This is a genomic window from Streptococcus sp. OMI870 (assembly GCF_047460295.1).
In the GTDB taxonomy this organism is placed as follows: Bacteria; Bacillota; Bacilli; order Lactobacillales; family Streptococcaceae; genus Streptococcus.
On the sequence record NZ_JASHGM010000006.1, the window covers coordinates 24,635 to 47,811 of the forward strand.

24 protein-coding genes and 1 pseudogene are annotated in these 23,177 nt (G+C 43.2%); 5 read left to right on the forward strand and 20 right to left on the reverse strand.

Annotated elements, in window-relative coordinates; all coding sequences use genetic code 11:
* The 12 genes and pseudogenes from trpB to hisS all read right to left on the reverse strand — a co-directional run bounded on the left by trpB (window position 1) and on the right by hisS (window position 11,923).
* On the reverse strand, window positions 1-1,206 hold the full coding sequence (trpB, locus tag QM968_RS09185; RefSeq protein ID WP_414383628.1) for a tryptophan synthase subunit beta: 1,206 nt from the start codon (window positions 1,204-1,206) through the stop codon (window positions 1-3).
* Window positions 1,196-1,783, reverse strand: coding sequence for a phosphoribosylanthranilate isomerase (locus tag QM968_RS09190; RefSeq protein WP_414326737.1), 588 nt, complete (start codon window positions 1,781-1,783; stop codon window positions 1,196-1,198). The genes trpB and QM968_RS09190 overlap by 11 nt, the downstream gene beginning before the upstream one ends.
* Window positions 1,770-2,537 (reverse strand): indole-3-glycerol phosphate synthase TrpC, encoded by a 768-nt coding sequence (gene trpC, locus QM968_RS09195; RefSeq protein ID WP_414383630.1) that lies wholly within the window; start codon window positions 2,535-2,537, stop codon window positions 1,770-1,772. Before trpC ends, QM968_RS09190 begins: the two co-directional genes overlap by 14 nt.
* Complete coding sequence (gene trpD, locus QM968_RS09200; RefSeq protein WP_414383719.1) at window positions 2,534-3,538, reverse strand: anthranilate phosphoribosyltransferase; 1,005 nt, start codon at window positions 3,536-3,538, stop codon at window positions 2,534-2,536. Before trpD ends, trpC begins: the two co-directional genes overlap by 4 nt.
* Before the next feature lie 9 nt (window positions 3,539-3,547).
* Window positions 3,548-4,108 (reverse strand): annotated as a pseudogene (locus QM968_RS09205) (aminodeoxychorismate/anthranilate synthase component II); the annotation flags it as partial.
* Window positions 4,105-5,463 carry an anthranilate synthase component I gene (gene trpE / locus QM968_RS09210; protein ID WP_414383632.1) on the reverse strand — a complete coding sequence of 453 codons (1,359 nt, stop codon included), beginning with the start codon at window positions 5,461-5,463 and terminating at the stop codon, window positions 4,105-4,107. The pseudogene QM968_RS09205 and the gene trpE, both read right to left, overlap by 4 nt.
* Before the next feature lie 504 nt (window positions 5,464-5,967).
* Complete coding sequence (locus QM968_RS09215) at window positions 5,968-6,330, reverse strand: DUF1304 domain-containing protein (protein ID WP_414383634.1); 363 nt, start codon at window positions 6,328-6,330, stop codon at window positions 5,968-5,970.
* Window positions 6,331-6,345: 15 nt separating this feature from the next.
* Entirely contained in the window at window positions 6,346-6,774 is a 429-nt protein-coding gene (locus tag QM968_RS09220; RefSeq protein ID WP_414383636.1) for a MarR family winged helix-turn-helix transcriptional regulator, read from the reverse strand.
* 265 nt (window positions 6,775-7,039) lie between these two features.
* Window positions 7,040-7,669, reverse strand: coding sequence for an HAD-IA family hydrolase (locus tag QM968_RS09225; protein WP_414383638.1), 630 nt, complete (start codon window positions 7,667-7,669; stop codon window positions 7,040-7,042).
* Window positions 7,666-8,943, reverse strand: coding sequence for an MATE family efflux transporter (locus QM968_RS09230; protein WP_414383640.1), 1,278 nt, complete (start codon window positions 8,941-8,943; stop codon window positions 7,666-7,668). Before QM968_RS09230 ends, QM968_RS09225 begins: the two co-directional genes overlap by 4 nt.
* Window positions 8,944-8,993: 50 nt before the next feature.
* Window positions 8,994-10,478 carry a threonine synthase gene (gene thrC, locus QM968_RS09235; protein WP_414383642.1) on the reverse strand — a complete coding sequence of 495 codons (1,485 nt, stop codon included), beginning with the start codon at window positions 10,476-10,478 and terminating at the stop codon, window positions 8,994-8,996.
* 161 nt (window positions 10,479-10,639) lie between these two features.
* The gene (hisS, locus tag QM968_RS09240) at window positions 10,640-11,923 is read right to left on the reverse strand and encodes a histidine--tRNA ligase (RefSeq protein WP_414326750.1); all 1,284 of its coding nucleotides are present in this window, start codon (window positions 11,921-11,923) and stop codon (window positions 10,640-10,642) included.
* Window positions 11,924-12,095: 172 nt separating this feature from the next.
* Here hisS and QM968_RS09245 point away from each other — a divergent pair, with 172 nt between their 5' ends.
* Entirely contained in the window at window positions 12,096-12,437 is a 342-nt protein-coding gene (locus tag QM968_RS09245) for a metal-sulfur cluster assembly factor (RefSeq protein WP_223363937.1), read from the forward strand.
* Window positions 12,438-12,485: 48 nt separating this feature from the next.
* Here QM968_RS09245 and ilvD read toward each other — a convergent pair whose 3' ends face one another.
* The gene (gene ilvD, locus QM968_RS09250) at window positions 12,486-14,189 is read right to left on the reverse strand and encodes a dihydroxy-acid dehydratase (protein ID WP_414383644.1); all 1,704 of its coding nucleotides are present in this window, start codon (window positions 14,187-14,189) and stop codon (window positions 12,486-12,488) included.
* A 191-nt stretch (window positions 14,190-14,380) separates the two neighbouring features.
* Here ilvD and QM968_RS09255 point away from each other — a divergent pair, with 191 nt between their 5' ends.
* From QM968_RS09255 to rpmG, 4 genes are all read left to right on the forward strand, one after another.
* Complete coding sequence (locus QM968_RS09255; protein ID WP_314837045.1) at window positions 14,381-15,403, forward strand: SPFH domain-containing protein; 1,023 nt, start codon at window positions 14,381-14,383, stop codon at window positions 15,401-15,403.
* A gap of 2 nt (window positions 15,404-15,405) precedes the next feature.
* On the forward strand, window positions 15,406-15,606 hold the full coding sequence (locus tag QM968_RS09260; protein ID WP_003011522.1) for a PTS ascorbate transporter subunit IIC: 201 nt from the start codon (window positions 15,406-15,408) through the stop codon (window positions 15,604-15,606).
* 152 nt (window positions 15,607-15,758) lie between these two features.
* The gene (gene rpmF, locus QM968_RS09265; protein ID WP_003009516.1) at window positions 15,759-15,941 is read left to right on the forward strand and encodes a 50S ribosomal protein L32; all 183 of its coding nucleotides are present in this window, start codon (window positions 15,759-15,761) and stop codon (window positions 15,939-15,941) included.
* A gap of 15 nt (window positions 15,942-15,956) precedes the next feature.
* On the forward strand, window positions 15,957-16,106 hold the full coding sequence (gene rpmG / locus QM968_RS09270) for a 50S ribosomal protein L33 (protein ID WP_001265622.1): 150 nt from the start codon (window positions 15,957-15,959) through the stop codon (window positions 16,104-16,106).
* Between the two features lie 103 nt (window positions 16,107-16,209).
* Here rpmG and QM968_RS09275 read toward each other — a convergent pair whose 3' ends face one another.
* The 7 genes from QM968_RS09275 to QM968_RS09305 all read right to left on the reverse strand — a co-directional run bounded on the left by QM968_RS09275 (window position 16,210) and on the right by QM968_RS09305 (window position 23,067).
* Window positions 16,210-18,486 (reverse strand): ATP-binding cassette domain-containing protein, encoded by a 2,277-nt coding sequence (locus tag QM968_RS09275; RefSeq protein ID WP_062004529.1) that lies wholly within the window; start codon window positions 18,484-18,486, stop codon window positions 16,210-16,212.
* Window positions 18,486-18,941 (reverse strand): MarR family winged helix-turn-helix transcriptional regulator, encoded by a 456-nt coding sequence (locus tag QM968_RS09280; protein ID WP_235287934.1) that lies wholly within the window; start codon window positions 18,939-18,941, stop codon window positions 18,486-18,488. Before QM968_RS09280 ends, QM968_RS09275 begins: the two co-directional genes overlap by 1 nt.
* 117 nt (window positions 18,942-19,058) lie before the next feature.
* Window positions 19,059-20,552 (reverse strand): tyrosine-type recombinase/integrase, encoded by a 1,494-nt coding sequence (locus tag QM968_RS09285; RefSeq protein ID WP_045760134.1) that lies wholly within the window; start codon window positions 20,550-20,552, stop codon window positions 19,059-19,061.
* A 9-nt stretch (window positions 20,553-20,561) separates the two neighbouring features.
* Window positions 20,562-20,810 (reverse strand): hypothetical protein, encoded by a 249-nt coding sequence (locus QM968_RS09290; protein WP_045760133.1) that lies wholly within the window; start codon window positions 20,808-20,810, stop codon window positions 20,562-20,564.
* A gap of 65 nt (window positions 20,811-20,875) precedes the next feature.
* Window positions 20,876-21,904, reverse strand: coding sequence for a replication initiation factor domain-containing protein (locus tag QM968_RS09295; RefSeq protein ID WP_414383648.1), 1,029 nt, complete (start codon window positions 21,902-21,904; stop codon window positions 20,876-20,878).
* Between the two features lie 2 nt (window positions 21,905-21,906).
* Window positions 21,907-22,338, reverse strand: a complete 432-nt coding sequence (locus tag QM968_RS09300; RefSeq protein ID WP_045760131.1) for a hypothetical protein — start codon at window positions 22,336-22,338, stop codon at window positions 21,907-21,909.
* Between the two features lie 273 nt (window positions 22,339-22,611).
* Window positions 22,612-23,067 carry a hypothetical protein gene (locus tag QM968_RS09305; protein ID WP_414383650.1) on the reverse strand — a complete coding sequence of 152 codons (456 nt, stop codon included), beginning with the start codon at window positions 23,065-23,067 and terminating at the stop codon, window positions 22,612-22,614.
* Window positions 23,068-23,177: the final 110 nt, after the last annotated feature.

Here is a 23,177-nt window from a genome sequence, read left to right on the forward strand (position 1 = left end):
TTACTCCCCTCTCTCTTGTTCTAGGCGGTCTTTGACTTGTACCACATCTTTGTCCCCACGACCTGATAAGCAAACGATCATGGATTTTTCAGGACCCATCTCCTTGGCCAATTTCACCGCATAGGCGATAGCATGGCTCGATTCCAGGGCTGGAATGATTCCTTCCACTTTTGAAAGCAATTGAAAAGCTTCTAGGGCTTCTTGGTCTGTCACAGGCACATAGGTTGCCCGCTTGATGTCATGGAAATAAGAATGCTCTGGCCCAATCCCTGGATAATCGAGACCTGCTGAAATCGAGAAGGCTTCTAAAATCTGTCCATGGGCATCCTGTAAAACATCCATCAAGGCGCCGTGAAGGACTCCTGGACGTCCCTTGGTCAAGGTTGCTGCATGCTGGTCTGTATCTACCCCAAGTCCAGCTGCTTCCGCACCATACATGGCAACAGATGTATCCTCTACAAAAGGATAGAAGAGACCAATGGCGTTCGATCCGCCTCCTACACAGGCTAGGACGGCATCTGGCAGAGCCCCGTCATTTTGCTCTGCAAATTGGCGTTTAGCTTCCCTGCCAATGACACTTTGAAAATCACGGACAATCTCTGGGAATGGATGAGGCCCTAGAGCAGATCCCATGATATAGTGGGTATCCTCCACGTTTGCTACCCAGGCTCTAAGGGCAGCATTGACTGCATCCTTGAGGACACGCGACCCATCTGTTACCGATTGAACCTTTGCCCCCAACAACTCCATCCGAAAGACATTAAGGGCTTGGCGTCTGACATCTTCTTCCCCCATGTAGATGGTGCATTCCATATCAAATAAAGCAGCGGCCGTTGCCGTTGCAACACCGTGCTGTCCAGCCCCTGTTTCTGCGATGATCTTCTTTTTACCCATTCGGTGTGCCAGCAAAACCTGTCCTAGAGCATTGTTAATTTTATGAGCTCCTGTGTGGTTGAGATCTTCTCTTTTAAGAAAGATCTTGGCTCCACCGACATATTTGGTAAGATTTTTAGCATAATAGAGCGGTGTTTCCCGACCGACATATTGTTTCAGAAGCTGATCCAATTCTGCTTGAAAAGAAGGATCTGCTTGACTTTCTCTGTAGGCTTCTTCTAATTCTAAAACTGCTGTCATCAAGGTTTCAGGGACAAATCGTCCCCCGAACCGCCCGTAAAATCCGTTTTGATCTGGTTGTTTATATGCCATGCTTGACCCTTTCTATAAATCGTTTTATCTTTTCTTGATCTTTTATTCCATTTGTCTCGACCCCACTGGATACATCCACCGCATAAGGATGAAAGAAGCGGATGGCATCTGCTACGTTGTCTTCCGTCAAGCCTCCTGCAATAAAGAAGGGCTTTGTAACGTTTTGACTTTCGAGCTTTTTCCAGTTAAAAGTCTCTCCACTTCCTGCTACAGGAGCATCAAAGAGCAGATAGTCGGCACTGGTATCAGGAAGTGCTGCATCTTTCCCCACTTGAACAGCGCGAATCGTTTGTTGGGGAAACTCTTGCAAGATGGCATCATCCATCGGTCCATGCACTTGTATCAGGTCCAAGCCCACAACTTGGCAAGCTTTCTCCACTTCTTCTCTTTGTGGTGATACAAAAATTCCGACTTTTTGAACTCTCTCTGGAATCCCTGTAGCCAACTGCCGAGCTTGCTCTAGTGTCACTTGCCGTTTGCTTGGTGCAAAGACAAAACCAATGTAATCCGCACCTGCCTCAACAGCTGTCTGGACAGCTTCTGGGGTGGATAATCCGCAAATTTTAACCTTTGTCAATCTGCAACTCCTTTACTTTTTCAGCCACATTATCTGCCTTCATGAGGGCTGTCCCAACGAGAATGCCATTAAAATAAGGAGCGAGCATGCGCGCATCTGCTGCTGTAAAAATAGCAGACTCAGAGATGTAAACCGGTTCTTGTTCAAAATTGGTCGCCACTTCAAGGCTAGTATGGAGATCTGTCTCAAAGGTCACCAAGTTGCGATTATTGACCCCTATGATCTGAGCCCCAATCCGGTGAGCTACCTCTAGTTCTGTCAGATTATGGGTCTCCACCAAGACCTCCAGGCCAAGATGGGTCGCAAACTCATAGAGTTCCTTCAGACGAGCCTCTGATAAGGCTGCAACTATCAACAAGATCACGGTTGCCCCTGCGTTTCGCGCCCGAATTATTTGCTTTTCATCCACAATAAAATCTTTATTGAGGGTGGGGATACGTACTTGACTAGATATTTCCCGGAGATACTCGATACTGCCCTTGAAAAATACTTCATCGGTCAAGACAGAAATCATCACAGCCCCATTTTCTTCGTAAGTCTTAGCCTGCGCGACGATATCCACATCGACATGAATATCTCCCAGACTCGGACTAGCCTTTTTCACCTCTGCGATGACCTGAAGCTTATCTGGATGACTCTTTAGGTAATCATACAAGCGGTAAGTTTCGCGCAAAGGTTGGAGCTCCTCTTCTTTCATCACAGCCACTTCACGCGCCTTTTCCTTTAGAATCTTTGGTAAGAATTCTTGACTCATTTTTGATACTCCTGTAATAATCTCAATTTCTCAAGGGCAGCCCCACTGGCAATCACTTCACGTGCCAAGGCAATCCCCTCCTTGATAGAATCTACCTTGCCGTTGGCATAAAAACCAAGGCCTGCATTTAAGACCGTCACCTCTAAGAATGGACTCGCTTCATTCTTCAAGACACTGAGCAAAATTTCTGCATTGCGTTTAGCGTCTCCACCTCGTACTTGATCAATTTCGATGCGCTCCATTCCCATATCTTCTGGTTGAAAGCTGGATAAGGTTACCTGTCCATTTTCCAAAATAGCGAGTTGGGTTTCTCCATCAAGGCCTGCCTCGTCCAAACCTTGTGGGCCACTCACTACCACTGCGCGTTTTCGACCCAAATTCTTTAGAATCTCTGCCGTACTTTCCAGCATATCCGGACGACTGGTTCCCAATAGCTGGGTTTCTAGAGGAATCGGATTAATGAGAGGACCGGTCAAATTCATCACCGTTGGAACTCCTAGCGCCAAGCGAGCTGGCATAATATAGCGCATGCCAGGATGCAGATTTTTGGCAAATAGAAAGACAATGCCCGCCTTTTCAAACACTCGTCCTAAATCTTCTGGACCCAAATCAAGGTTAATCCCTAGAGCTTCTAGGACATCAGCAGAACCGGATTTGGAAGAGATCGAGCGATTCCCGTGTTTCGCCATCTTGACACCACCACCAGCGAGAACAAAGGCAGCTGTTGTTGAAATATTGAAACTATAAGAACGATCGCCCCCCGTTCCACAATTGTCCATCGCTCCTTGAACTTCTGTAGGAATAGCGACTGCATAAGCCTGCATCACTTTTGCAATAGCCGTCCGCTCCTCAACCGTTTCTCCCTTCATTTTGAGACCTAGAAGAAGGGCCGTCACCTGCGCTTCTGAAGCACGACCAGCAACGACTTCCTCCATAGCCGCTTCTAATTCTGCGCCGGTTAGATCTATTCCTTCCGCTACCTTTGCAAGCACTTGTTTCATCTTCCGCTCCTTGACTAGTTTGACAAAATTTTCGATGGTCTTAAGCCCATCTGGTGTCCCGATACTTTCTGGATGGTATTGGAAACCATAAATCGGTAAGCTGCGGTGTTGGATCCCCATAATCGCTCCATCATCCATCGTCCGAGAGGTAATGACAAACTCCTCTGGCATGTCTTCAATCGTCAGCGAATGGTAGCGCATGACTGGAACTTCTTTTGCGATACCCGCATATAGCGGAGAGGGAGCTTCTAGCTGGATCTGGCTTTGTTTGCCATGCATGACCTGAGGGGCCAATCCTAAGCGTCCTCCAAAAACTTCCGCAATCGCTTGATGTCCCAAACAAATCCCCAAGATTGGTTTGACCCCCGCGAAATCTCGGATCATCTCCTCCATCTTGCCCGCATCCTTTGGCCAACCTGGACCTGGAGAAAAGACCAAGGCATCTGCTTCTTGGGCAACTTGGTACAGATCCGGATCATCATTTCGAAGCACCTGGACCTCATCAAATTTCCCGATATACTGTGCTAAATTGTAGGTAAATGAATCGTAATTATCAACTAATAAAATCATCCTTCTTCTCCAATCCTTGTCATCGATTTTGCCTTATTGACGGTTTCTTGGTATTCATTTTCAGCAATCGAATCATAAACAATTCCTGCTCCTGCCTGCACATAAGCCTTCTTATTTTTGAGGATCATGGTTCGAATGGCAATAGCAAAATCGAGATCCCCCGTCACAGAGAGATAGCCAATAGCCCCCGCGTAGACGCCTCGTTTCTCTTTTTCTGCCTCATAGATTCGCTTCATAGCCCGAATCTTGGGAGCACCCGAAACGGTCCCAGCAGGAAGAGTTGCCTTCAGAGCCTCAATGGAGGCTAGCCCCGGAAGTAATTGTCCCTTGACAACACTGGTCAGGTGCATGACATAACGAAAGAATTCCACTTCCATATATTTGGTCACTTCAACCGTCCCATTTTGAGCGATACGACCAATATCATTTCGCCCTAGATCCACCAACATGCGGTGTTCTGCGACTTCTTTAGGATCTCCTGTCAAATCAGCTGCCAACTGCCGATCAGCCTCTTCATCGATCCCTCTTGGACGCGTGCCGGCAATAGGGTTGGTCGTCACCACTCGATCCTTGACCGACACCAGACTTTCTGGACTAGCACCGATAATTTGGTACTCCCCAAAATCATAAAAGTAGAGATAATTCGAAGGATTGGTCACACGCAAATTGCGGTAATAATCTAGCGGTTTCCCCGAAAAATCAGCTGAAAAACGTTGACTGAGCACGCATTGGAACATATCTCCTTTTCGAATATAGTCCCGCGCTAGGGCCACCATTTCCTCAAACTCTTTTTTCTCCAAATGATTGTGGAAATGAAGAGCATGCAGATCCTTGTCCTGAAACTCTTCCTTTGCAGGTCTTGCCAACTGCTCTAACACTTGCTCTAGACTCGAGGCCTGCTCTGCTTCACTTCGCCCACTATAGAGGTTCTCTTCCACCACATAGACTTTTTCCTTTTTGTGGTCAAAAATCACATAGCTTTCATATAAGAAAAAGTGGAGATCTGGAGTGCTGATCGTATCTTCAGGAATAGAGCCAATATTCTCATAGAGGCCAATCAAGTCATAGCCGACAAATCCAATCGCCCCACCGTTAAAGGGAAGCTCTTCTGAAGTTTTCGTTTTGACTGTGATGCGATTCAAAAAGTTCAAAGGATCCTCTTCGACAATCTGATCATTGTAATAGAGAATGCCATGTTCAAACTTGACTTCACTGACTGGCCGATAGGTCACAATTGAAAAACGCGCATTCTCTTTTTCACGAGGGATCGACTCCAGGATCATTTTATGGGGCGCATCCAAACGCATATAAGCCAAAATTGGACTCAACACATCAGCAGATAAAACTTTTTTCATATCAGAAACCTCTCTTTTAGAACTCTTTTTCTAATGAATCGTAACGTCGCTTGCTAAGGCTGTCAAGGTTATCCCATCGCTCTGTTTGCGCTTTGGGATCAATGTGCCTAAGCTCGCTTTGCTTGCTAAGGCACATAGAAAAGCCCTCACACAAAAAACTGTGTGAGGGCGTAGTGTCCGCGGTGCCACCTCTTTTATAGGGAAAAATAGCTGGTCTTTCCCTACATCTCTATCTCCTCTATCAAGGAGTTGCACGGTAAGGGGTGCCAACCGAATTCACATGGGTTAGAATTCATTGATCATAACAGTCCAATTTTCATCAGTCGCTATTGCTTGTTCACAATTCCCACAAGCTCCCTGAAAATAGCTGACTCATTACTTTTCTGTTGCTACCATTATAACCCTTTTTCTTCGAAAGTCAATAAAATTTTTAGTCTTTTTTTATACTTTTTTCTACACTAATTTAATACAATCAGCTCAAAGAGCCCTAGCGGCCCGTCCTTTTTATCCCAATAATAGGATACTCAACAAAGCTAAAATTGCAGGACCGCCTTGGGTCAAGATAATCTTTTTATTGGCTGTCATCGCACCGTAAGCCGCTGCTCCAATAATAAAGAGCACAAAAATCGTAACGACTTCAATATTTTTGGACACAAACAATCCATACAAGAGGAAGACACCAATCAAGGCATTGTATATTCCTTGATTTTTAAATAAGGAGGTCACAGATGGTCGAGCGAGTTCTTCTTTATCCATGTTGAAAACTCGACTGGTGGCATCAGATGTGGTTTGGATGCTCTCCAAATAAAATATGTATAAATGCTCCAGTGCAGCAAGACTTGCTAAAACAATTGTTAGTGATGACATCGTAGATTCTCCTTTTTATTCAACTGTTATTTGTTCAATACCAGATACCAATTTATCCAGTAAGTTAGAAAATTGCTCTTGTTCCTGAGCGCTTAAAATGCGGCTCATCTGATCTTTTACTACCAAGTGATGGCGAGGAGGTCGATTAACCAAACGATTATAGGCAGTATCTGTCAGATGGATTACAATTTCCCGCTGGTTCTTTGGATTTCGACTCCGATGGACAAATCCTTCCTTTTCTAGTATTTTGAAATGCCGGGTTAAAGCTGCTGGATCAATCTGCAAGCGCTCCTGAACCGCGATCTGATTACAAGGTGCTTGTTCTAATAAATACTGTAAAATTTGATAGCGTGTTAGGCTAATCCCTAGCCGCTTTTCAAAGAGTTGTGTAGTCGATTGCTCTGCCAAACGTAGTTGGTAGAGCAAATCATTTATTTCTGCCATATTCCTTCTCTATTTTTTTGATAAATCAACAATTGATTGGTCAATTGTAAACTATTTCTCATCTCCTGGCAAGAAAAAGAGCTTGCACTATTTTTTCGCACAAAAAAAGCCGCCTGATTGGGCGACTCTTAGGGAGATTATTATGAAAAAGAAAAGTTTTAGGATTTTTCTAAACAAAGTTAGGAGGTCTTTGTTTATGATTCTATTATAGCGGACATTTCTTAAAGAAAGCTTACGACTTTGTTTCAAAATGAAAACAAATTCTTTACAGATTCTTTTCAACGTTTAAAATAGCTGGAATATCTAATAAACTTTCCATCTGATGATTACCTTCATAGTCTGATGTCAAGAAATTGATACTCTGAATCTGGCTATTTCTTGCAAAGTCAATATCCAGGCTCCGATCCCCAATATAGTAGATCTTTTCTGGATGTAGCTCGTACTTATTCATCAGATAAATGGCTGCTTCTGGGTTAGGCTTGCGGGCAAAACCACTTTGACTGGTCAAAATCTCTTTAAAAAAAGATTCCAAACCCAAGTCCCGTAGGATGACCAAGGCATTCTCTCCCTTATGGGTATAGACAAACTGCTCGATCCCAGCATCCTTCGCCCAGGACAGGACATCACGCGCCCCCTCCATCAGAAGGACCTGGGCATTTTTCTCTGCTAGACTTTCTGCTCGGCGATGATTTAAGTCAGTCACATCCAGATGATGCTCCTCCGCCACCGCTACTAAAAGATCCTGAACCGAATGCTTTAAGATGTAGTCTTTAATGCTGGCTCGGTCAAACGGAAGCTGATAAGATGCATAAGTCTCCTCAAGACCCGCCAAAATAGCATCATAGGAATCCAGCAAGGTCCCATCCAAATCCCAAATAAGGGCTCGTTTTGTCATTTTCTCTCTCCTACTTTTCGTCTATAAAGTTGACTCAAAAACAGCCAACGGAAACCATTGTCCAGCAGCGTCCCCGTCCAGACACCTGGAAGGCCAAAGCCAAGGGTTACTCCAAGCAGATAACCGGCTCCAATTCGAATGACCCACATGCCAATGCTCGTTGCATAAAATGGAAGTTTCCCATTTCCCAAGCCTTGCCAAACAGCTGTATAGATGACCGTTCCTGCTGTAAAGGGTGTTCCTAACAAAGAAAAGAGGACGACCAAAAGGCTAGCTTCTACCGCTTTCGCATCTTGTGTGTAGAGATAGGTCAGAAAGGTGCCCCCAAAAAAGATTCCCAAGGCAATGGGCAACATCAACATGAAAGACAGCCAGTAAGACTGCTTTCGAAGGTGCTCAATCTGCTCAAGATCACCTTCACCGAGGCTCCGTGCTACGAGCATGACCGTCGCTGTGGCCACTCCAAATACCGGCATGTAGTTAAACTGAGTCAAGGTCTCTCCAATGGCATTGCCCGCGACTGCCTCGGTACCAAAAGCGACCACGATTGCAATGATCACTATATCTCCAGCCCGCATCATCAGCCGCTCTCCGGCAGCTGGCAGCGCTAAATTTAAAAGCTTACGGTCCAATCCCCAACGAAGGGGAGCAAAGGGCAGCTGGACCTTTTGCCACAAGAGGATAACGCCAATCAGACGCGCTAGCACAGTCCCCAAAGCTGCTCCAACAACTCCCCAGCCAAAAAGGAAAATGGCCACAGAGGAGAATAGAGCATTTAAAACATTGGTTAACAAGCTGATATACATAGGCAGACGTGGATTGTTGGCCACCCGAACCAAGGAGCCCAAGGTCGTCATCAAGCCTAAGAGAACAATAGTCCCACCGACCAAGGAAAGGTAAATTCCTCCACTTTCAGCTACTGCAGCTTCAGTCCCCAACAGCGAAATCATCTGGCGCCCAAATAACAGCGAAGCCCCTCCTAAGAGAGCACTCAACAGTAAGGTCACCTTCAGCGACTCTGTTGCATGGTAGGCAATGGTTTCTTGATTTTTTTCACCCAAGCTTTTAGACATGACACTGGCAACTGCTGCACCCAGTGCCAAAAAGATGGCTTGATAGATGGTGATGATATTCCCTGCGACGGAAACACCTGAAATGGCAATCAAGCCCAGGTGAGCCACTAAATAAGAGTCCACCATGCCCATCAGCATTTGTAAGAAATTTTCACCCATGGCAGGAAGGGCGATGTTTAAGATTTTTTTGTATGAATTCATGAGTATATAAAAGAGCCAAACGGCTCTTTTGATCTTTCTAATAGGGAGAATTACAGTCCCAAGTAGTCTTCTACGGCTGCTTGCATGTCTTTAGCTGCCACGCTTGTACGATGGCGAACCGGTGCAGTTTCAAGACCGTCTACAGCAGGTGGTACAGGGACACCTGAGAGGGTGTGTAATTTGGCCAAGGCTTCGAAATCGCCTAGACCTGTCTCGCCTGTCACCGCTTCTACTGCTACAACTGGGAATTTGTAAGGACTTGCTGTAGAGGCAATGACTGTTTTAGCAGTATCCCCTGTTTGAGTCCGGTATTTTTGATAAACGGCTGATGCTACGGCTGTATGAGGGTCTTCGATGTAATCAGACGCTTCATAGACCCGCTTGATCTCTGCGGCAGTTTCTGCTTCATCTGCGTACGCAGCCGCAAACAAATCTAAGATGTCTGCATCAAAGTTGGACAATTGGTACTGACCTGTTGCAAGGAGGCTTTCCATCAATTCTTTGGTCTTTGTGGCATCATTGCCAACCAAGTGGAAAATCAAGCGTTCCAAGTTTGAAGACACTAAGATATCCATCGATGGACTAGTGGTTACTTTGAAGCTGCGTTTCTTATCATAGACGCGTGTTTTAAAGAAGTCTGTCAAAACATTGTTTTCGTTTGATGCACAGATCAATTTTCCAACTGGAAGACCAATTTGTTTGGCATAGAAAGCAGCTAAGATATTTCCAAAGTTTCCTGTTGGAACAGTGAAATTGACTTTTTCTCCAGCTGTGATTTGACCTGTCTTGACCAATTGAGCATAGGCGTATACGTAATAGACAACCTGAGGAACCAAGCGGCCAATGTTCATCGAGTTAGCTGATGAAAACTGCATCTTGTTGGCTGCTAATTTTTCACGAAGGGCCACATCATTGAACATGTGTTTGACATTGGTTTGGGCATCGTCAAAGTTTCCATCGATGGCGATGACATGGGTATTGTCCCCAGTTTGAGTCGTCATTTGCAACTCTTGTACCTTGCTGACACCGTCTTTTGGATAAAAGACGATAATTTCCGTACCTGGAACATCGGCAAAACCTGCCATGGCAGCTTTACCTGTGTCTCCAGAAGTCGCGGTTAAGATGACAATCTTGTTTTCCAAACCGTGCTTCTTGGCAGCTGTCGTCATAAAGTAAGGCAAGATAGACAAGGCCATGTCTTTAAAGGCAATGGTTGAACCGTGGAAGAGTTCCAAGTTGTATTGGCCATCGAGTTTGACAAGAGGCGCAATGACTGGTGTATCAAACTTGCTATCATAGGCGTTGGTGATACAGTAGTCCAACTCTTCTGCTGTAAAGTCGTCCAAAAAGGCTGACAAGACAAGCTTAGCCACTTCTTGGTAAGAAGCGTCTTTGAGGGTGTTAAAATCTAACTCTACTTGAGGGTATGCAATGGGGGTAAACAAGCCACCATCCGTCGCCAAACCTTGAAGGATGGCTTGACTAGCTGTTACAGTATTTTTTTCATCTCGTGTTGATTGGTAAACTAATGTCATGACTGATTCATTCCTTTACTTGTTATCTTCTCATTATATCATAAAAGGCTTGAAAATTTATTGGCTTTTCACCAAATGTTCGGAATTGATGCTCTTAGAAAGCAGAAAATCCGGATCTTTTCTGAACACACAGAAAGAGCAAGCTCTGGGCTTGCTCTTTTTTATGCTAATCCTAATTCAACTAAAACGGCTTGGAAGTCCTGCTTCAAGCTTTCAAGAGCAACTGTCACTTCTTGACGGGTTTGATTGTTTTTCACGGTTACTTGACCGCTCTCAACCTCACTACCTCCCAAGGTAATTAAGGCCTTGGCTGCAAAGACATCGGCTGACTTAAATTGTGCCTTGAGCTTACGTCCAAGATAGTCACGCTCTACTTTGAAACCTTGGATTCGAAGAGCTTGAACCAAGCTAAGGGCTGCTTCATTGACCTCATCTCCTAGGACGGCGATATAGGCATCTAGACCTGTTTCGATCGGTAATTCGATGCCTTTCTTTTCAAGGACGAGAAGAATCCGTTCCAGACCAATCCCAAATCCAAAACCAGCTGTCGCAGGGCCACCGAAGTATTCGACCAAACCATCATAGCGACCACCCGCACAGACAGTTAATTCATTGCCTTCAATTTCTGTAATAAACTCAAAAATCGTGTGATTGTAGTAATCTAAGCCACGCACCATGTTGGTATCAATGACATAGGCCACCCCCAAGTCTTCCAACATTCGACGAACCGCATCAAAATGTGCTTGGCTTTCTTCATCTAGATAGTCTAAGATGGAAGGAGCTTGTTCAACAGCCACCTTGTCTTCTTTTTCTTTTGAATCCAAGACACGAAGAGGATTTTCTTCTAAACGGCGTTGACTATCCTTAGACAATTGATCCTTCATTGGCAAGAGGTAGTCGATCAAGGCTTGACGATATGCCTGACGACTGGCTGGACTTCCCAAAGTGTTCAAGTGCAAGGTTACATTGTCAATTCCCAATTCTTTAAGGAATTGTGCCGCCATCGCGATCGTTTCAACATCCGTTGCAGGATTGCTCGATCCAAAGCATTCTACCCCAATTTGGTGGAATTGACGTAAGCGCCCTGCTTGAGGACGTTCATAGCGGAACATTGGACCGATGTAATAAAATTTACTAGGCTTTTGTACCTCAGGCGCAAAGAGTTTATTTTCTACATACGAACGAACAACAGGGGCTGTTCCTTCTGGACGAAGTGTGATATGACGGTCTCCCTTGTCATAGAAGTCATACATTTCCTTAGTGACAATATCCGTCGTATCTCCTACTGAACGGCTGATGACTTCATAATGTTCGAAGATCGGCGTACGGATCTCTTCATAATTGTATCTCGCAAAGACCTTGCGTGCAAAACCTTCTACGTATTGCCATTTAGCTGAATCGCCAGGAAGAATATCCTGGGTTCCTTTTGGTTTTTGTAATTTCATAGCCTTCATCCTTTGTCTTACTTTTGCCTCTATTTTACCACAAATTCGAAGAGAAATGGAGGCTGGACTGTTTTTCGTTCGGCTCAATCGGTCAAATGACGGATCTATTCTTGCTTTATGATCGGAATTGTGAGAAAATAGTTTTCATCATACAGAGGGAAAGGATAGCGAGATGAGAGAGGATATCAAGATTAACGACCGTGCCCTAGCACTAGAGAAACAATTAATTGAGAAGTTGGAGCTTGTATTTGATACAGATGTTGAGTTAGATGTCTATAACTTAGGACTTATCTACGAGATCCATCTAGATGAGACCGGTACTTGCAAGGTAGTCATGACCTTTACCGATACCGCATGCGACTGTGCGGAGAGTTTGCCTATCGAAATCGTCGCTCGCCTAAAAGAAATTGATGGGATTGAGGATGTCAAGGTCGAAGTAACTTGGTCTCCCGCTTGGAAAATTACACGAATCAGCCGGTATGGGCGCATCGCCCTTGGGCTTCCACCGAGATAAATCAATAAAACTCACTTTACAAATTCGTAAAGTGAGTTTTTTCATATCTTATTGTTTACCAGACTGTTCCATATTCCAGAAGTCGGTTACGGCACCACGTGAGGCTGAAGACACGATGTGGGCGTATTTACCGAGAACCCCACGGCTATATAGTGGTGGCAAGGTTGTTTCTGCCTTCCGTTTGGCCAACTCTTCGTCTGAGATGTGCATAGTAATTTCTTTAGTATCTTGGTCAACTGTTACCAAATCCCCTGTATGGAGGTAGGCGATTGGACCGCCGACCTGAGCTTCAGGCGCGATATGTCCAACAACGAGACCGTAAGTACCACCAGAGAAGCGTCCGTCTGTCAAGAGGGCCACCTTATCTCCTTGGCCTTTCCCAACGATCATGGATGACAAGGACAGCATTTCCGGCATACCAGGACCACCCTTAGGACCTACGAAGCGGACAACAACAACGTCGCCATCCACGATTTCATCCGAAAGAACCGCTTCAATGGCAGCTTCTTCGGAGTCAAAGACCTTAGCAGGACCCGTGATGTTACGAACTTTCACACCTGATACTTTGGCAACCGCTCCTTCTGGAGCCAAGTTCCCTTTCAAGATGATCAATGGACCATCCGCACGTTTCGGATTTTCAAGTGGCATGATGACTTTTTGACCTGGTGTCAAATCAGCAAAGTCTTCCAAGTTTTCAGCCACCGTTTTACCAGTACAGGTGATGCGATCCCCATGAAGGAAACCATTCTTAAGAAGGTATTTCATGACAGCTGGCACACCACCAACATTGTAAAGGTCTTGGAAGACATATTTCCCTGAAGGTTTCAAGTCCGCCAAGTGGGGCACACGCTCTTGGAAATCGTTGAAGTCTTCCAGTGTCAAGTCCACATTGGCCGCATGAGCGATCGCAAGCAAGTGAAGGGTCGCATTAGTAGAACCACCAAGCGCCATGGTCACTGTAATGGCATCTTCAAAGGCTTCACGGGTCAAGATATCTGATGGTTTAAGACCTAGTTCAAGCATTTTGACAACAGCACGACCCGCTTCTTCGATATCGGCTTTTTTATCCGCTGATTCAGCAGGGTGAGAAGAGGAACCTGGTAAGCTCAACCCAAGGACCTCAATCGCTGTCGCCATGGTGTTGGCCGTATACATCCCACCACAGCCACCAGGGCCAGGGCAGGCGTTACATTCTAATTGTTTCACTTCTTCAGCGGTCATATCACCGTGATTCCATTTCCCGATCCCTTCGAAAACAGAAACCAAGTCGATATCCTTGCCGTTCAGATTACCTGGTGCAATGGTCCCACCATAGGCAAAGATCGCTGGGATATCCATATTGGCAATGGCAATCATCGAACCAGGCATGTTCTTGTCACAGCCACCGATGGCTACAAAGGCATCTACGTTGTGCCCCCCCATTGCCGCTTCGATAGAGTCCGCAATGATATCACGAGACGTCAAGGAGAAGCGCATCCCTGGTGTTCCCATAGCGATCCCGTCCGCAACCGTAATGGTGCCGAATTGGACTGGCCAAGCTCCCGCATCTTTGACACCTTCTTTTGCCAATTTTCCAAAATCATGGAGGTGGATGTTACAAGGTGTGTTTTCAGCCCAAGTAGAGATTACCCCTACGATTGGTTTTTCAAAGTTTTCATCTGTCATCCCAGTTGCCCGAAGCATGGCCCGGTTAGGGGATTTGACCATACTATCGTAGACACTACTACGATGGCGTGTATCTAATTCTGTCATCTGATTCCCTCTCATCGTTTTTCTATTATTATAGCACAATTTACGGCCCAACGACAGAAGAAAATTCTTGAATTTTCAGACAATTTAGCTCAATTGCTTGCTTGCTTGCTAAAATAGTTTACAGTTATATCTTGACTTTTAAAAACAAAGTGATATCATTTAGATATCATAAAGAAAGAAGGGCTCGTCCCATGGAAGAAAAAATTTTAACCCAAAAGAAAAACGGCTTAGCTGTCCTTGTAGGCTTGCTAGTTGGAGATCTTGTTTTAGTTTTTGCCTTTATTAGTGCGATTGCTAGTTTACCAGAAGGTTTCCCGCTTGCAATTGGAGTTATTACCTGTATTTTTCTCTTTATTGCTAGTCTGGTGTGCTATGCGGGGATCAAAATTATTAAACCGCAAGAGGCCTTGGTCTTGACCTTGTTTGGGAACTATATTGGAACCATTCGTGAAGCGGGTATTTACTTTGTCAATCCCTTCTGTGTCGCTGTCAATCCTGCCAATAACACCCGCTTGGGCCAAAGTGGTGATGTCACCACCAAGTCCCCCATGTCTGTCAGTAAAACAGCAGAAGGCAACAATATTTCCATCGAGACAGGTAAAAAGAATATTTCCTTAAAAGTGATGACCTTAAACAACTCTCGCCAGAAGATTAATGACTGCTTAGGGAATCCTGTAGAAATTGGTATTGCAGTTACTTGGCGCGTAGTGGATACGGCTAAAGCAGTCTTCAATGTGGATAACTACAAAGAATATCTCTCATTGCAGTGTGATAGTGCCCTTCGTAATATTGTCCGCATCTATCCTTATGATGTAGCTCCTAATGTCGATACGACAGGAGACGGCCAGGCAGATGAGGGTAGCCTAAGAGGCTCCAGTGAAATCGTGGCCAGTCGTATTCGAGAAGAGATTCAAGCACGTGTAAAAGATGCTGGGCTCGAAATTCTAGAGGCTCGCATTACTTACTTGGCCTATGCTCCAGAAATCGCAGCTGTCATGCTTCAACGCCAACAAGCGTCTGCCATTATCGATGCGCGGAAGATGATTGTCGATGGAGCAGTTGGGATGGTTGAAATGGCCCTTGAACGCTTGAGCGAAGGAGAGATTGTAGAGCTAGACGAAGAACGGAAGGCTGCCATGGTATCGAACCTTCTAGTCGTTCTATGTGGCAATCATGATGCACAACCAATTGTCAACACAGGAAGTCTCTATTAAGAATGGCTGATCAAAAGAAAAAGCAAATTCCACTTAGACTGTCAGCCAAGTTATATGCTGCTATCGCATCATGGGCAGAAGATGACTTTCGATCGGTCAATGGTCAGATCGAGTACCTGCTGACAGAATGTGTCAAGCAACGAAAAAAGGATGGCAAATACGTTTCGGAAACGATTGATGAGCCATTTGAAATAGATCTTTAAGGAGAACTCCTGTCCCATTTGATGAGGCAGGAGATTTTTTTTAATAATTTTTTTGTCAAGTAACTTTACTTTACAAAAAAGTTTTGTTATACTGTTACAGTTGATGAAAATCAAACCTAATTGAATTTATATCTTAAAAGGAGAAAAACGAAATGGCAGTACCTGCACGTCGCACATCAAAAGCGAAGAAAAACAAACGTCGTACGCACTACAAAGTAACAGCTCCATCTGTAAACTTTGACGAAGCAACTGGAGATTACTCACGTTCACACCGTGTATCACTTAAAGGATACTACAAAGGACGTAAGATCGCTAAAGCTGCATCAGCTGAATAATAGAAGGGAGATACCATGCGCGTAAATATTACACTTGAACACAAAGAATCTGGTGAACGCTTGTACCTTACTTCTAAAAACAAACGTAACACTCCAGACCGTCTTCAATTGAAGAAATACTCACCAAAACTTCGCAAACACGTTGTGTTTACAGAGGTTAAGTAAGACAATATACCAAAAGCCTATGAAATCAACGTTTCTAGGCTTTTTTTGTTTTTATAATGTGGTTTTGTCTGATTTTTGTCTGATTAGAAGCAATTGACGTATTTTAACTGAAATTTAAAATTTCTTTCAAATATTTCCCCGTTTGAGACTCTTCACAACTGATAATATCTCTTGGTTTGCCTTCGAATAAAATATACCCCCCATTCTTTCCGCCCTCGGGTCCTAAATCAATTATCCAATCAGCTTGAGCAATAAGTTCTAAGCGATGTTCAATCATCACAACCGTATTCCCTTGATTGACGAGGCGTCTTAGTAAACTAAGCAGTTGTTCAACATCCTTACTATGCAGACCTGTGCTTGGTTCGTCGAGAACAAAGATTTGTCCTGACTCTTGTAACTTACTAGCTAACTTAACCCGTTGCACTTCTCCACCTGACAAGGTACTTGTAGGCTGACCTAAAGTCAGATAATCTAAGCCAACTTCCTTCATGACTGACAGAGATTGACAAATCTTATCGTTCGAAGAAAAAACTGTTAATGCTTCTTCGACAGTTAGATTCAAAATCTCTTCAATTGTGAAATTCTGATAACGATAGCTGAGCGCTTTAGGATTATAACGGTGACCCCCGCACTCCTCACAAACGACCTCAACTGAATCCGCAAAAGCCATGTCATAAACGATTTTTCCAGTTCCCTTGCAAATTGGACAAGCACCTTTTGAATTATAGCTAAACCAACTAGGGGTTACATTGTTGGCTTTGGCAAATAATTTTCGAATTTCATCCATTATTCCTAAGTAAGTTGCTGGTGTGGAACGAATGGAGGTACCAATAGGTTTTTGATTGATGATAATGGCATCTGGATAATTTTCGATAAATTCGACACCAATCAGAGAGCTCTTCCCTGAACCCGCGACACCCGTTACTGCGGTCAAGATTCCCTTAGGGATTTTTGTATTAACCTGTTTAAGATTATTTGCAGTAGCATCTTTGATGGCAAAATATTCTGTCCAAGCTAGTGGGTCTTGATTCAGTCTAAGTGGTTGATTTAGGGCACGGGTTGTGTAGGTGTCAGCTTTTTGCAACTCTACAAGACTTCCTTGAAAAATTAGCCTACCGCCTTCCCGACCAGCCAATGGTCCCAATTCAATGACTTCATCCGCTAAAGCTAACATTTGTCGGCTATGTTCCACAACCAAAATATTGTTGTGCTTATCTCTTAAATCCAACAAGAGCTGACCGATTTTCTCGGCATCATGAGGGTGCAGACCTGCAGTCGGTTCATCAAAAACGTAGTTGACATTACTTAGGCTGGAACCGATGTGTCGCACCAACTTGACCCGTTGCATCTCACCACCTGATAAGGTTTCTGTCTTCCGAGACAAAGATAAATAACCAATCCCAACCGTCTCCATCCGCTTAATAGCTGACTTGATTTGTGCAACTAATGATTGACCTAAAGGACTATCAACTTCTTCAAGTAAAGGCAAGAGTTCACTGACTGATAAGTTCATATAGTCAACAATATTATGCCCGTTTATCTTAGAAGCTAAGGCCTTGGGGTTTAGTCCTGAGCCTTCACAACTGGCACAAGGTACCTGAATGACAAGAGATAGCACTTCTTCTTGCAATGATTTTTTCAGCTTAGAAATATCCCTTTTCAGATAGAGGCGGTAGAAACGCGGAATGACACCTTCATAGTCAACACGGTCCACACTCCCCGTATTATTAGAACGAAATTCAACCTTGACTATTTCATCGCTTCCTTCTCGCAAAATCTGCCATTCTTCCTCAGAAAAATCAGCTAACTTTTTATCTGCATCAAGTAAAGGATTATTTTTGTAAAGATAAGCCTGCCAGCCACTCGAAAATTGGCTAAAATTAATAGCACCTTCATTCAATGATTTTGTGGTATCAAAAATCTTATCCTCAATTAACTGATAAACCTTCCCAATCCCAGTACAAATAGGACACATCCCTGCAGGATGATTGAAAGAATAAGCCATTGAACCACCCGCACTCGGTTGACCAACCCGTGAAAACAGCAGACGAATAAGCGGAGCAATGTCCATAGCCGTCCCGACTGTTGAACGAGTATTAGTCCTTAAAGCTTTCTGATCGACAACGATAGATGGGGGTAAATTTTTAATTTCGTCTACGTGAGGACGCTCATAGTGAGGTAGCTTGTTCCGTAAAAAGAGAGGATAACTATCCTGCCACTGTCTACTACTTTCTCTTGCTAGCGTATCAAAGACAAGGGAAGACTTCCCCGAACCTGAAACACCTGCAAAAACCACTAGCTTATTCTTAGGAATCGTCACATCAAAGTCTTTTAGATTGTGCTCTTTAGCACCAAAAATTTCAATACTATCTGTTTCCATCAATTATTCTCCATATCGTCAGTTAAAGTTAACAGCTCAGCTTTAGTAAATTCATTCTTCACAAGAGTTAGATATTTTCCTTGAAGTTCAACATATTTTTGCATATCCTCTTGCCCCATGGCCCTTATTGCTTCTTTTTCTGCTTCCACCATTTTAGCAACGGTCATCTCTATATAAGTTTTGCCTTTTTCAGTCAAGGACAATTTCTTGCTCTTACGAGAACTTGGTAGTGGCGTCACCCTTACATATTGGTCAGCACTCAACTTTTTTACCGAAGAGTGAATGGTTTGTTTTGGGAACATCATCTGTTCAACCAAGTCCTGCTGAGTGATATCACCACTATTTACTAATAAAAAATAACAGACCCACACGCTACTCTCAGATAGCCCAAAATTCTTAGCCATGACACGATAAAGAGATGAGAATTCTTTCTCTTGTACTGATAATTGCTTCATAAAATCTGTTTCCAAAATAATTCCTTACCTCTCTTTTGGTCTGATTACAGACTAAATTATATCCTAAAAAAATATCTATGTCAAATAGAAAAGGAGGCAGTATCCTCCTTTCCACACTTAGTTCTTATTATTAATCAATTTTTCCAGCCTTTCTACAGCTCCTCTCATGGTGTCTTTTTGCTTTTTAATCACATGGAGATAGACACGCTCAATCTCCTTGGAATCCTCCGAGTGTCCAACAAATTCTCGAATGGTGGAGAGGTCTATACCTTCGCTAGCCATAATGGAGATAAAGCTATGGCGGAACATATGAGGGATAACATGAATCGGTCTGCCAAAGTCTAGGAAGCTATCTATGTCCTTATAGGGTTTACCAGATTTTTTATTATATTTTGCTGACTGACTAGAACCACCTCTCAGGAATTGTGAGAGTTCATTATGATAAAGCGGAGAGCCTTGCCGATTACCTGTTCTGATATAGGTTCTGGTAAAGAGATAGCCTAGGTCTTGATAAGTAGGGTTAAATTGAGCTTGAAACTTATTTCTGTCTATATAATGTCGCAAAATTTTCTCTACCTCAGGACTCATTGGAATCGTTCGGACACTTTCCTTGGTCTTAAGGTCTGCTCGGTAGCGTTCCTTTCCGTCAAGATTAAGTGCTTCCATTACCTCATCTGATTTATTTTTGCTTGCCCTCTGCCAATGAACCTTTATCCACTTCTCCTCAAAATCAAGCATATCCTCATTCAAACCCAGAACTTCACTTGGTCTCATACCTGTTAGAAAAATCATTCTCAGCACATCTGCGATAAGTTGATTATCAGGACGGTTAGTCCAGCTTTCTATCAGTCGGAGAACGTAGTTAACCTCACTTGCTTCTAGGTATTTTTCTGCAATATCTTCACGTTTCTTGTTTTGCTCCTCACTCTTTGTCAGAACCCGCCTTTTAACCTTATTGTTGGCAATCGGGTCTTGTGTAAGAGTAATCTGTCCGTTTTCGACTGACCAATCAAAAACCATCTTAAGATAAATATGCAGGTTTCTTGCCATGTGCATGGAAGAAGCATTGATTAGATTTTGAATTTCCTCTGTCATAGAGGCAAATTTTGTGATAGACATTCTGGTATCAAAATTAGGCACGATATAGCGGTTATAGATAGTAACCCTTGTTTTAAGAGTATTATTGGCTGGTTTGACCCTTTCATACCATGCTTTAAAGGCTTTACCATAAAGACTTCCATCTTCATCATAGGGCTTAGCGATTTCTTCTAGGGTTAAAAGTCTCTTGGCTTTCTTAGGCTTAATACCTGTTACCTCAGCGATATAGTCATCAACTAATTTGTTCAGTTCTTGCGTGACCTGTGTAATCAATTGTGAGTTTTTAATATCGCTGACCAAAAGACGTTCTTTTCCAGAAGATGTCTTTTTACTTGGTCTTGCCTTAGTGGTAAACCACCCTTTACCAGCACCTGTAGAAAGGTATTTCTTGTGAGATTTTTTAGTAATAGGGTGGGTAAATCGCATAGCGAACTTCACCAAGACATTGCCTGCTTTATAAGGGTCTGTTCGCCAAGAACTGATGATGAGTACTCTTGAACTATTATCTCTCATAGGTATTACCTACGCCATCTTTGCGACATATTGATTGGCAATTTTGTAGTCAAACCATGCCACGAAGACTTCTGAGTGAATAAAGACATTGCCATGTGTTCCTTTAATACCGAAAGAGTATGGGCTGTCCTTCATCTGACGAATATAGCTATTGAGCGTTGCAACGGTCATGCCATGCCAGAGTTCATCTAGAAAGACGGATTTACGGTACCAGTTACGGGTCAAGTCAAAATCATGTTCTGTTTTTAATGTTGCCATTGAATTCTCCTTCTATTTTGGTTATAATCAAGTTAGTTATTTTTGGAAAGGCGATTTGTAGTTTGCTACAGGTCGTCTTTTCCTATGCCCCAATAGGCTGAGCTTTGTTGCTCTTGTTTGTACTGCTGAATATCAGTCTCATCTGTTTCCGTTAGTTTGGATATCCCAATCTCAAGTAAGTGTTGAATATAGCCATTTGCCTTTTCTTGTCCGTAAGATTCTGCTTTTGCTACATAGAGTTTTCCAAGTGTTCGTGAGACTTGCTTCTCTGTCCATAGCTCAGACCGTTTTAGGGTGGGTTTTGTCCGCTTTACACTTAAGACCGTCTTTTCTTGTGTTTCTAAGTAGTCATTCCACCATTTTACGTTTTTTCTTCGCCAACGGTTGGAATCCTTATCTCTCGGACTGACAAAGCGATAGTGTCCATTAATCGCTTCAAAGTAAATCTCTTTAAGGGGACGTCCTTTTTTTATCTGTTGAGCCAGTAAGTTTGCCTTTTCTTGCCAACATCTAAGCTCTGCTCTTGTCCATGATGAGGGCATTTCTGGTAAATCTTTATCCAGTTTTTGTTCTAATAGCTTATTATAGATGCACCATTGCTGAGTACCTCTAACACCAATCGTTACCATTTCACCAACCTTTTCACCATTTTCAAGAATACTCTTTTCATGGTAATCAAAGGTTTTAGCGGTTGATATGCAGAGTTGCTTTTTACAATAACTATAAATAAGCGGGACGGATAGGCTATCATCAAAAATATCATTGGCGATATCTAGTCTTGTAAAGTTACTATGGCATTCAGAAATGCGTTTCATCAGGGTTACCCAGTTATTGACATTGCTTTCCATGTATTCTTCATACTGACGGCACCCCTGCCCTCTCAGTTCGATAAAAACTCCCATTTTTGATTCCCAGTCTTTATTGAAGTAAACCTTTATCTCTGAGAAGGCATAATGCCTTTGGTACTTGTTTATCCCCCATTCATTGAGAACAAACTTATCTTTAGGAAGAATGAGGATTTTCTCAATGACATCATCTGGAGCTAAGCCTTTAATCGTTGCGGCTAAGTAGTCTAACATCACTGAGTTATCCATGTCTAGGCTCCAATAAATTTAATATCAGTTGCCACTAGTTTTAAGCCTCCCCAATTTCCACCACCATTATTATTAGCTCGCCAACTAAGGTGGACTTCTGGATTGACAAGTTCTACTACAAGTGAGTTCAGCTCATCCTTTTCAACGGATTTAGCCAACTTGTCAAGGTTGTCTACAATCTCCAAGCGAATACCCTTGAGGTCATCAGGGGAATAGCCCAGGTCTTTCAAGGCTTGGATTTTGTCTGTATCTTGTACAGAGCAAGTAATTTTAGCTACTTCATCTGTCGAAATGCTTTCGCCATTGACATTTTTATAGACTGGTGCAACTCGTGAAGAAAGGATGGTCACTTTCTTTGGAATGTCAAATTGTGATTTATCCAATTTCAAGTCGCCAACTTTTATAGTTTCGTCTGTTAAGTTAAATTTTGTCATGTTTTTTCTCCTATTCATAAAAGCTACGCCTACATGAAATCAATCGTAAACCGTTGATATCATAGGCTTCATAAATGTTTTTTCGTGAAATTTGCTTCAAATCACTGAACCCCTTGCGTATCAAGGAATTTGACCACATTTTATGTATGTGTGCACCCCCTAATAGGGACTGGGGTGCAAATGTCAAATCGAGTTCAGCCGTTTGCCACCTTTCCCACCTGCTCTGGGCTACCGTGTTGACCACTCGCCCAGTGGTGGGGTGGCGAACCGTCTTCATCGATGAAAGAAGCCAAGTCTCTTAGATGATTTCTTTTCATTCTCTTTCTCTAAGGTCTGGATTCTATCCAGAAGCACTTCTAACTCCTGTTTCAACTTTGCTAGGTTCCTTCGATAATCTTCTCGGATTTCCTTAAAGGAGACCTCTAGCTCATCAACAAGTTCTCTAATAGGTTTTTGATAATCATTTTCTTTAGAAAACCCATAAACACTTAGAATTGCTCTTTCCAGTCCCAACGAAGACTTCTTATCAGCAATCGCTTGAAAATGATTTAGGTCATCTTCTGTAAAAAGATAAACTTTAGAATAAGATTTTCGACCCGTTCTCACTCTACTTTCATTGAATTGAGTACCAGTTAGACTTTCAATCTTTAACCGCCACTTTTTCAATGTTGAGACTGAGTTGAGACCATCAACCCTATCTACAACTTCTTGATAATCGTATTTACTCATTAGTTTACCTGTATTTTCTGATTCTGCATTCAACTAGCGTTTATCCGAAATATCTGGTATAATTACAGCAATTAGATTTACTGTCCTTGAACGATGTACCAGATTGTTCA

What these genes read in the sequence shown, in the direction of transcription:
- trpD (WP_414383719.1), bottom strand. Translation starts at nt 3,538, where the DNA reads ATGAAACAAGTGCTTGCAAAGGTAGCGGAAGGAATAGATCTAACCGGC.
- QM968_RS09295 (WP_414383648.1), bottom strand. Translation starts at nt 21,904, where the DNA reads ATGGATAACTCAGTGATGTTAGACTACTTAGCCGCAACGATTAAAGGC.
- QM968_RS09220 (WP_414383636.1), bottom strand. Translation starts at nt 6,774, where the DNA reads ATGGCAGAAATAAATGATTTGCTCTACCAACTACGTTTGGCAGAGCAA.
- trpE (WP_414383632.1), bottom strand. Translation starts at nt 5,463, where the DNA reads ATGAAAAAAGTTTTATCTGCTGATGTGTTGAGTCCAATTTTGGCTTAT.
- hisS (WP_414326750.1), bottom strand. Translation starts at nt 11,923, where the DNA reads ATGAAATTACAAAAACCAAAAGGAACCCAGGATATTCTTCCTGGCGAT.
- rpmF (WP_003009516.1), top strand. Translation starts at nt 15,759, where the DNA reads ATGGCAGTACCTGCACGTCGCACATCAAAAGCGAAGAAAAACAAACGT.
- QM968_RS09215 (WP_414383634.1), bottom strand. Translation starts at nt 6,330, where the DNA reads ATGTCATCACTAACAATTGTTTTAGCAAGTCTTGCTGCACTGGAGCAT.
- rpmG (WP_001265622.1), top strand. Translation starts at nt 15,957, where the DNA reads ATGCGCGTAAATATTACACTTGAACACAAAGAATCTGGTGAACGCTTG.
- QM968_RS09230 (WP_414383640.1), bottom strand. Translation starts at nt 8,943, where the DNA reads ATGAATTCATACAAAAAAATCTTAAACATCGCCCTTCCTGCCATGGGT.
- QM968_RS09300 (WP_045760131.1), bottom strand. Translation starts at nt 22,338, where the DNA reads ATGACAAAATTTAACTTAACAGACGAAACTATAAAAGTTGGCGACTTG.
- QM968_RS09245 (WP_223363937.1), top strand. Translation starts at nt 12,096, where the DNA reads ATGAGAGAGGATATCAAGATTAACGACCGTGCCCTAGCACTAGAGAAA.
- QM968_RS09305 (WP_414383650.1), bottom strand. Translation starts at nt 23,067, where the DNA reads ATGAGTAAATACGATTATCAAGAAGTTGTAGATAGGGTTGATGGTCTC.
- trpC (WP_414383630.1), bottom strand. Translation starts at nt 2,537, where the DNA reads ATGAGTCAAGAATTCTTACCAAAGATTCTAAAGGAAAAGGCGCGTGAA.
- ilvD (WP_414383644.1), bottom strand. Translation starts at nt 14,189, where the DNA reads ATGACAGAATTAGATACACGCCATCGTAGTAGTGTCTACGATAGTATG.
- trpB (WP_414383628.1), bottom strand. Translation starts at nt 1,206, where the DNA reads ATGGCATATAAACAACCAGATCAAAACGGATTTTACGGGCGGTTCGGG.
- QM968_RS09225 (WP_414383638.1), bottom strand. Translation starts at nt 7,669, where the DNA reads ATGACAAAACGAGCCCTTATTTGGGATTTGGATGGGACCTTGCTGGAT.
- QM968_RS09255 (WP_314837045.1), top strand. Translation starts at nt 14,381, where the DNA reads ATGGAAGAAAAAATTTTAACCCAAAAGAAAAACGGCTTAGCTGTCCTT.
- QM968_RS09280 (WP_235287934.1), bottom strand. Translation starts at nt 18,941, where the DNA reads ATGAAGCAATTATCAGTACAAGAGAAAGAATTCTCATCTCTTTATCGT.
- QM968_RS09290 (WP_045760133.1), bottom strand. Translation starts at nt 20,810, where the DNA reads ATGGCAACATTAAAAACAGAACATGATTTTGACTTGACCCGTAACTGG.
- QM968_RS09285 (WP_045760134.1), bottom strand. Translation starts at nt 20,552, where the DNA reads ATGAGAGATAATAGTTCAAGAGTACTCATCATCAGTTCTTGGCGAACA.
- QM968_RS09260 (WP_003011522.1), top strand. Translation starts at nt 15,406, where the DNA reads ATGGCTGATCAAAAGAAAAAGCAAATTCCACTTAGACTGTCAGCCAAG.
- QM968_RS09275 (WP_062004529.1), bottom strand. Translation starts at nt 18,486, where the DNA reads ATGGAAACAGATAGTATTGAAATTTTTGGTGCTAAAGAGCACAATCTA.
- thrC (WP_414383642.1), bottom strand. Translation starts at nt 10,478, where the DNA reads ATGACATTAGTTTACCAATCAACACGAGATGAAAAAAATACTGTAACA.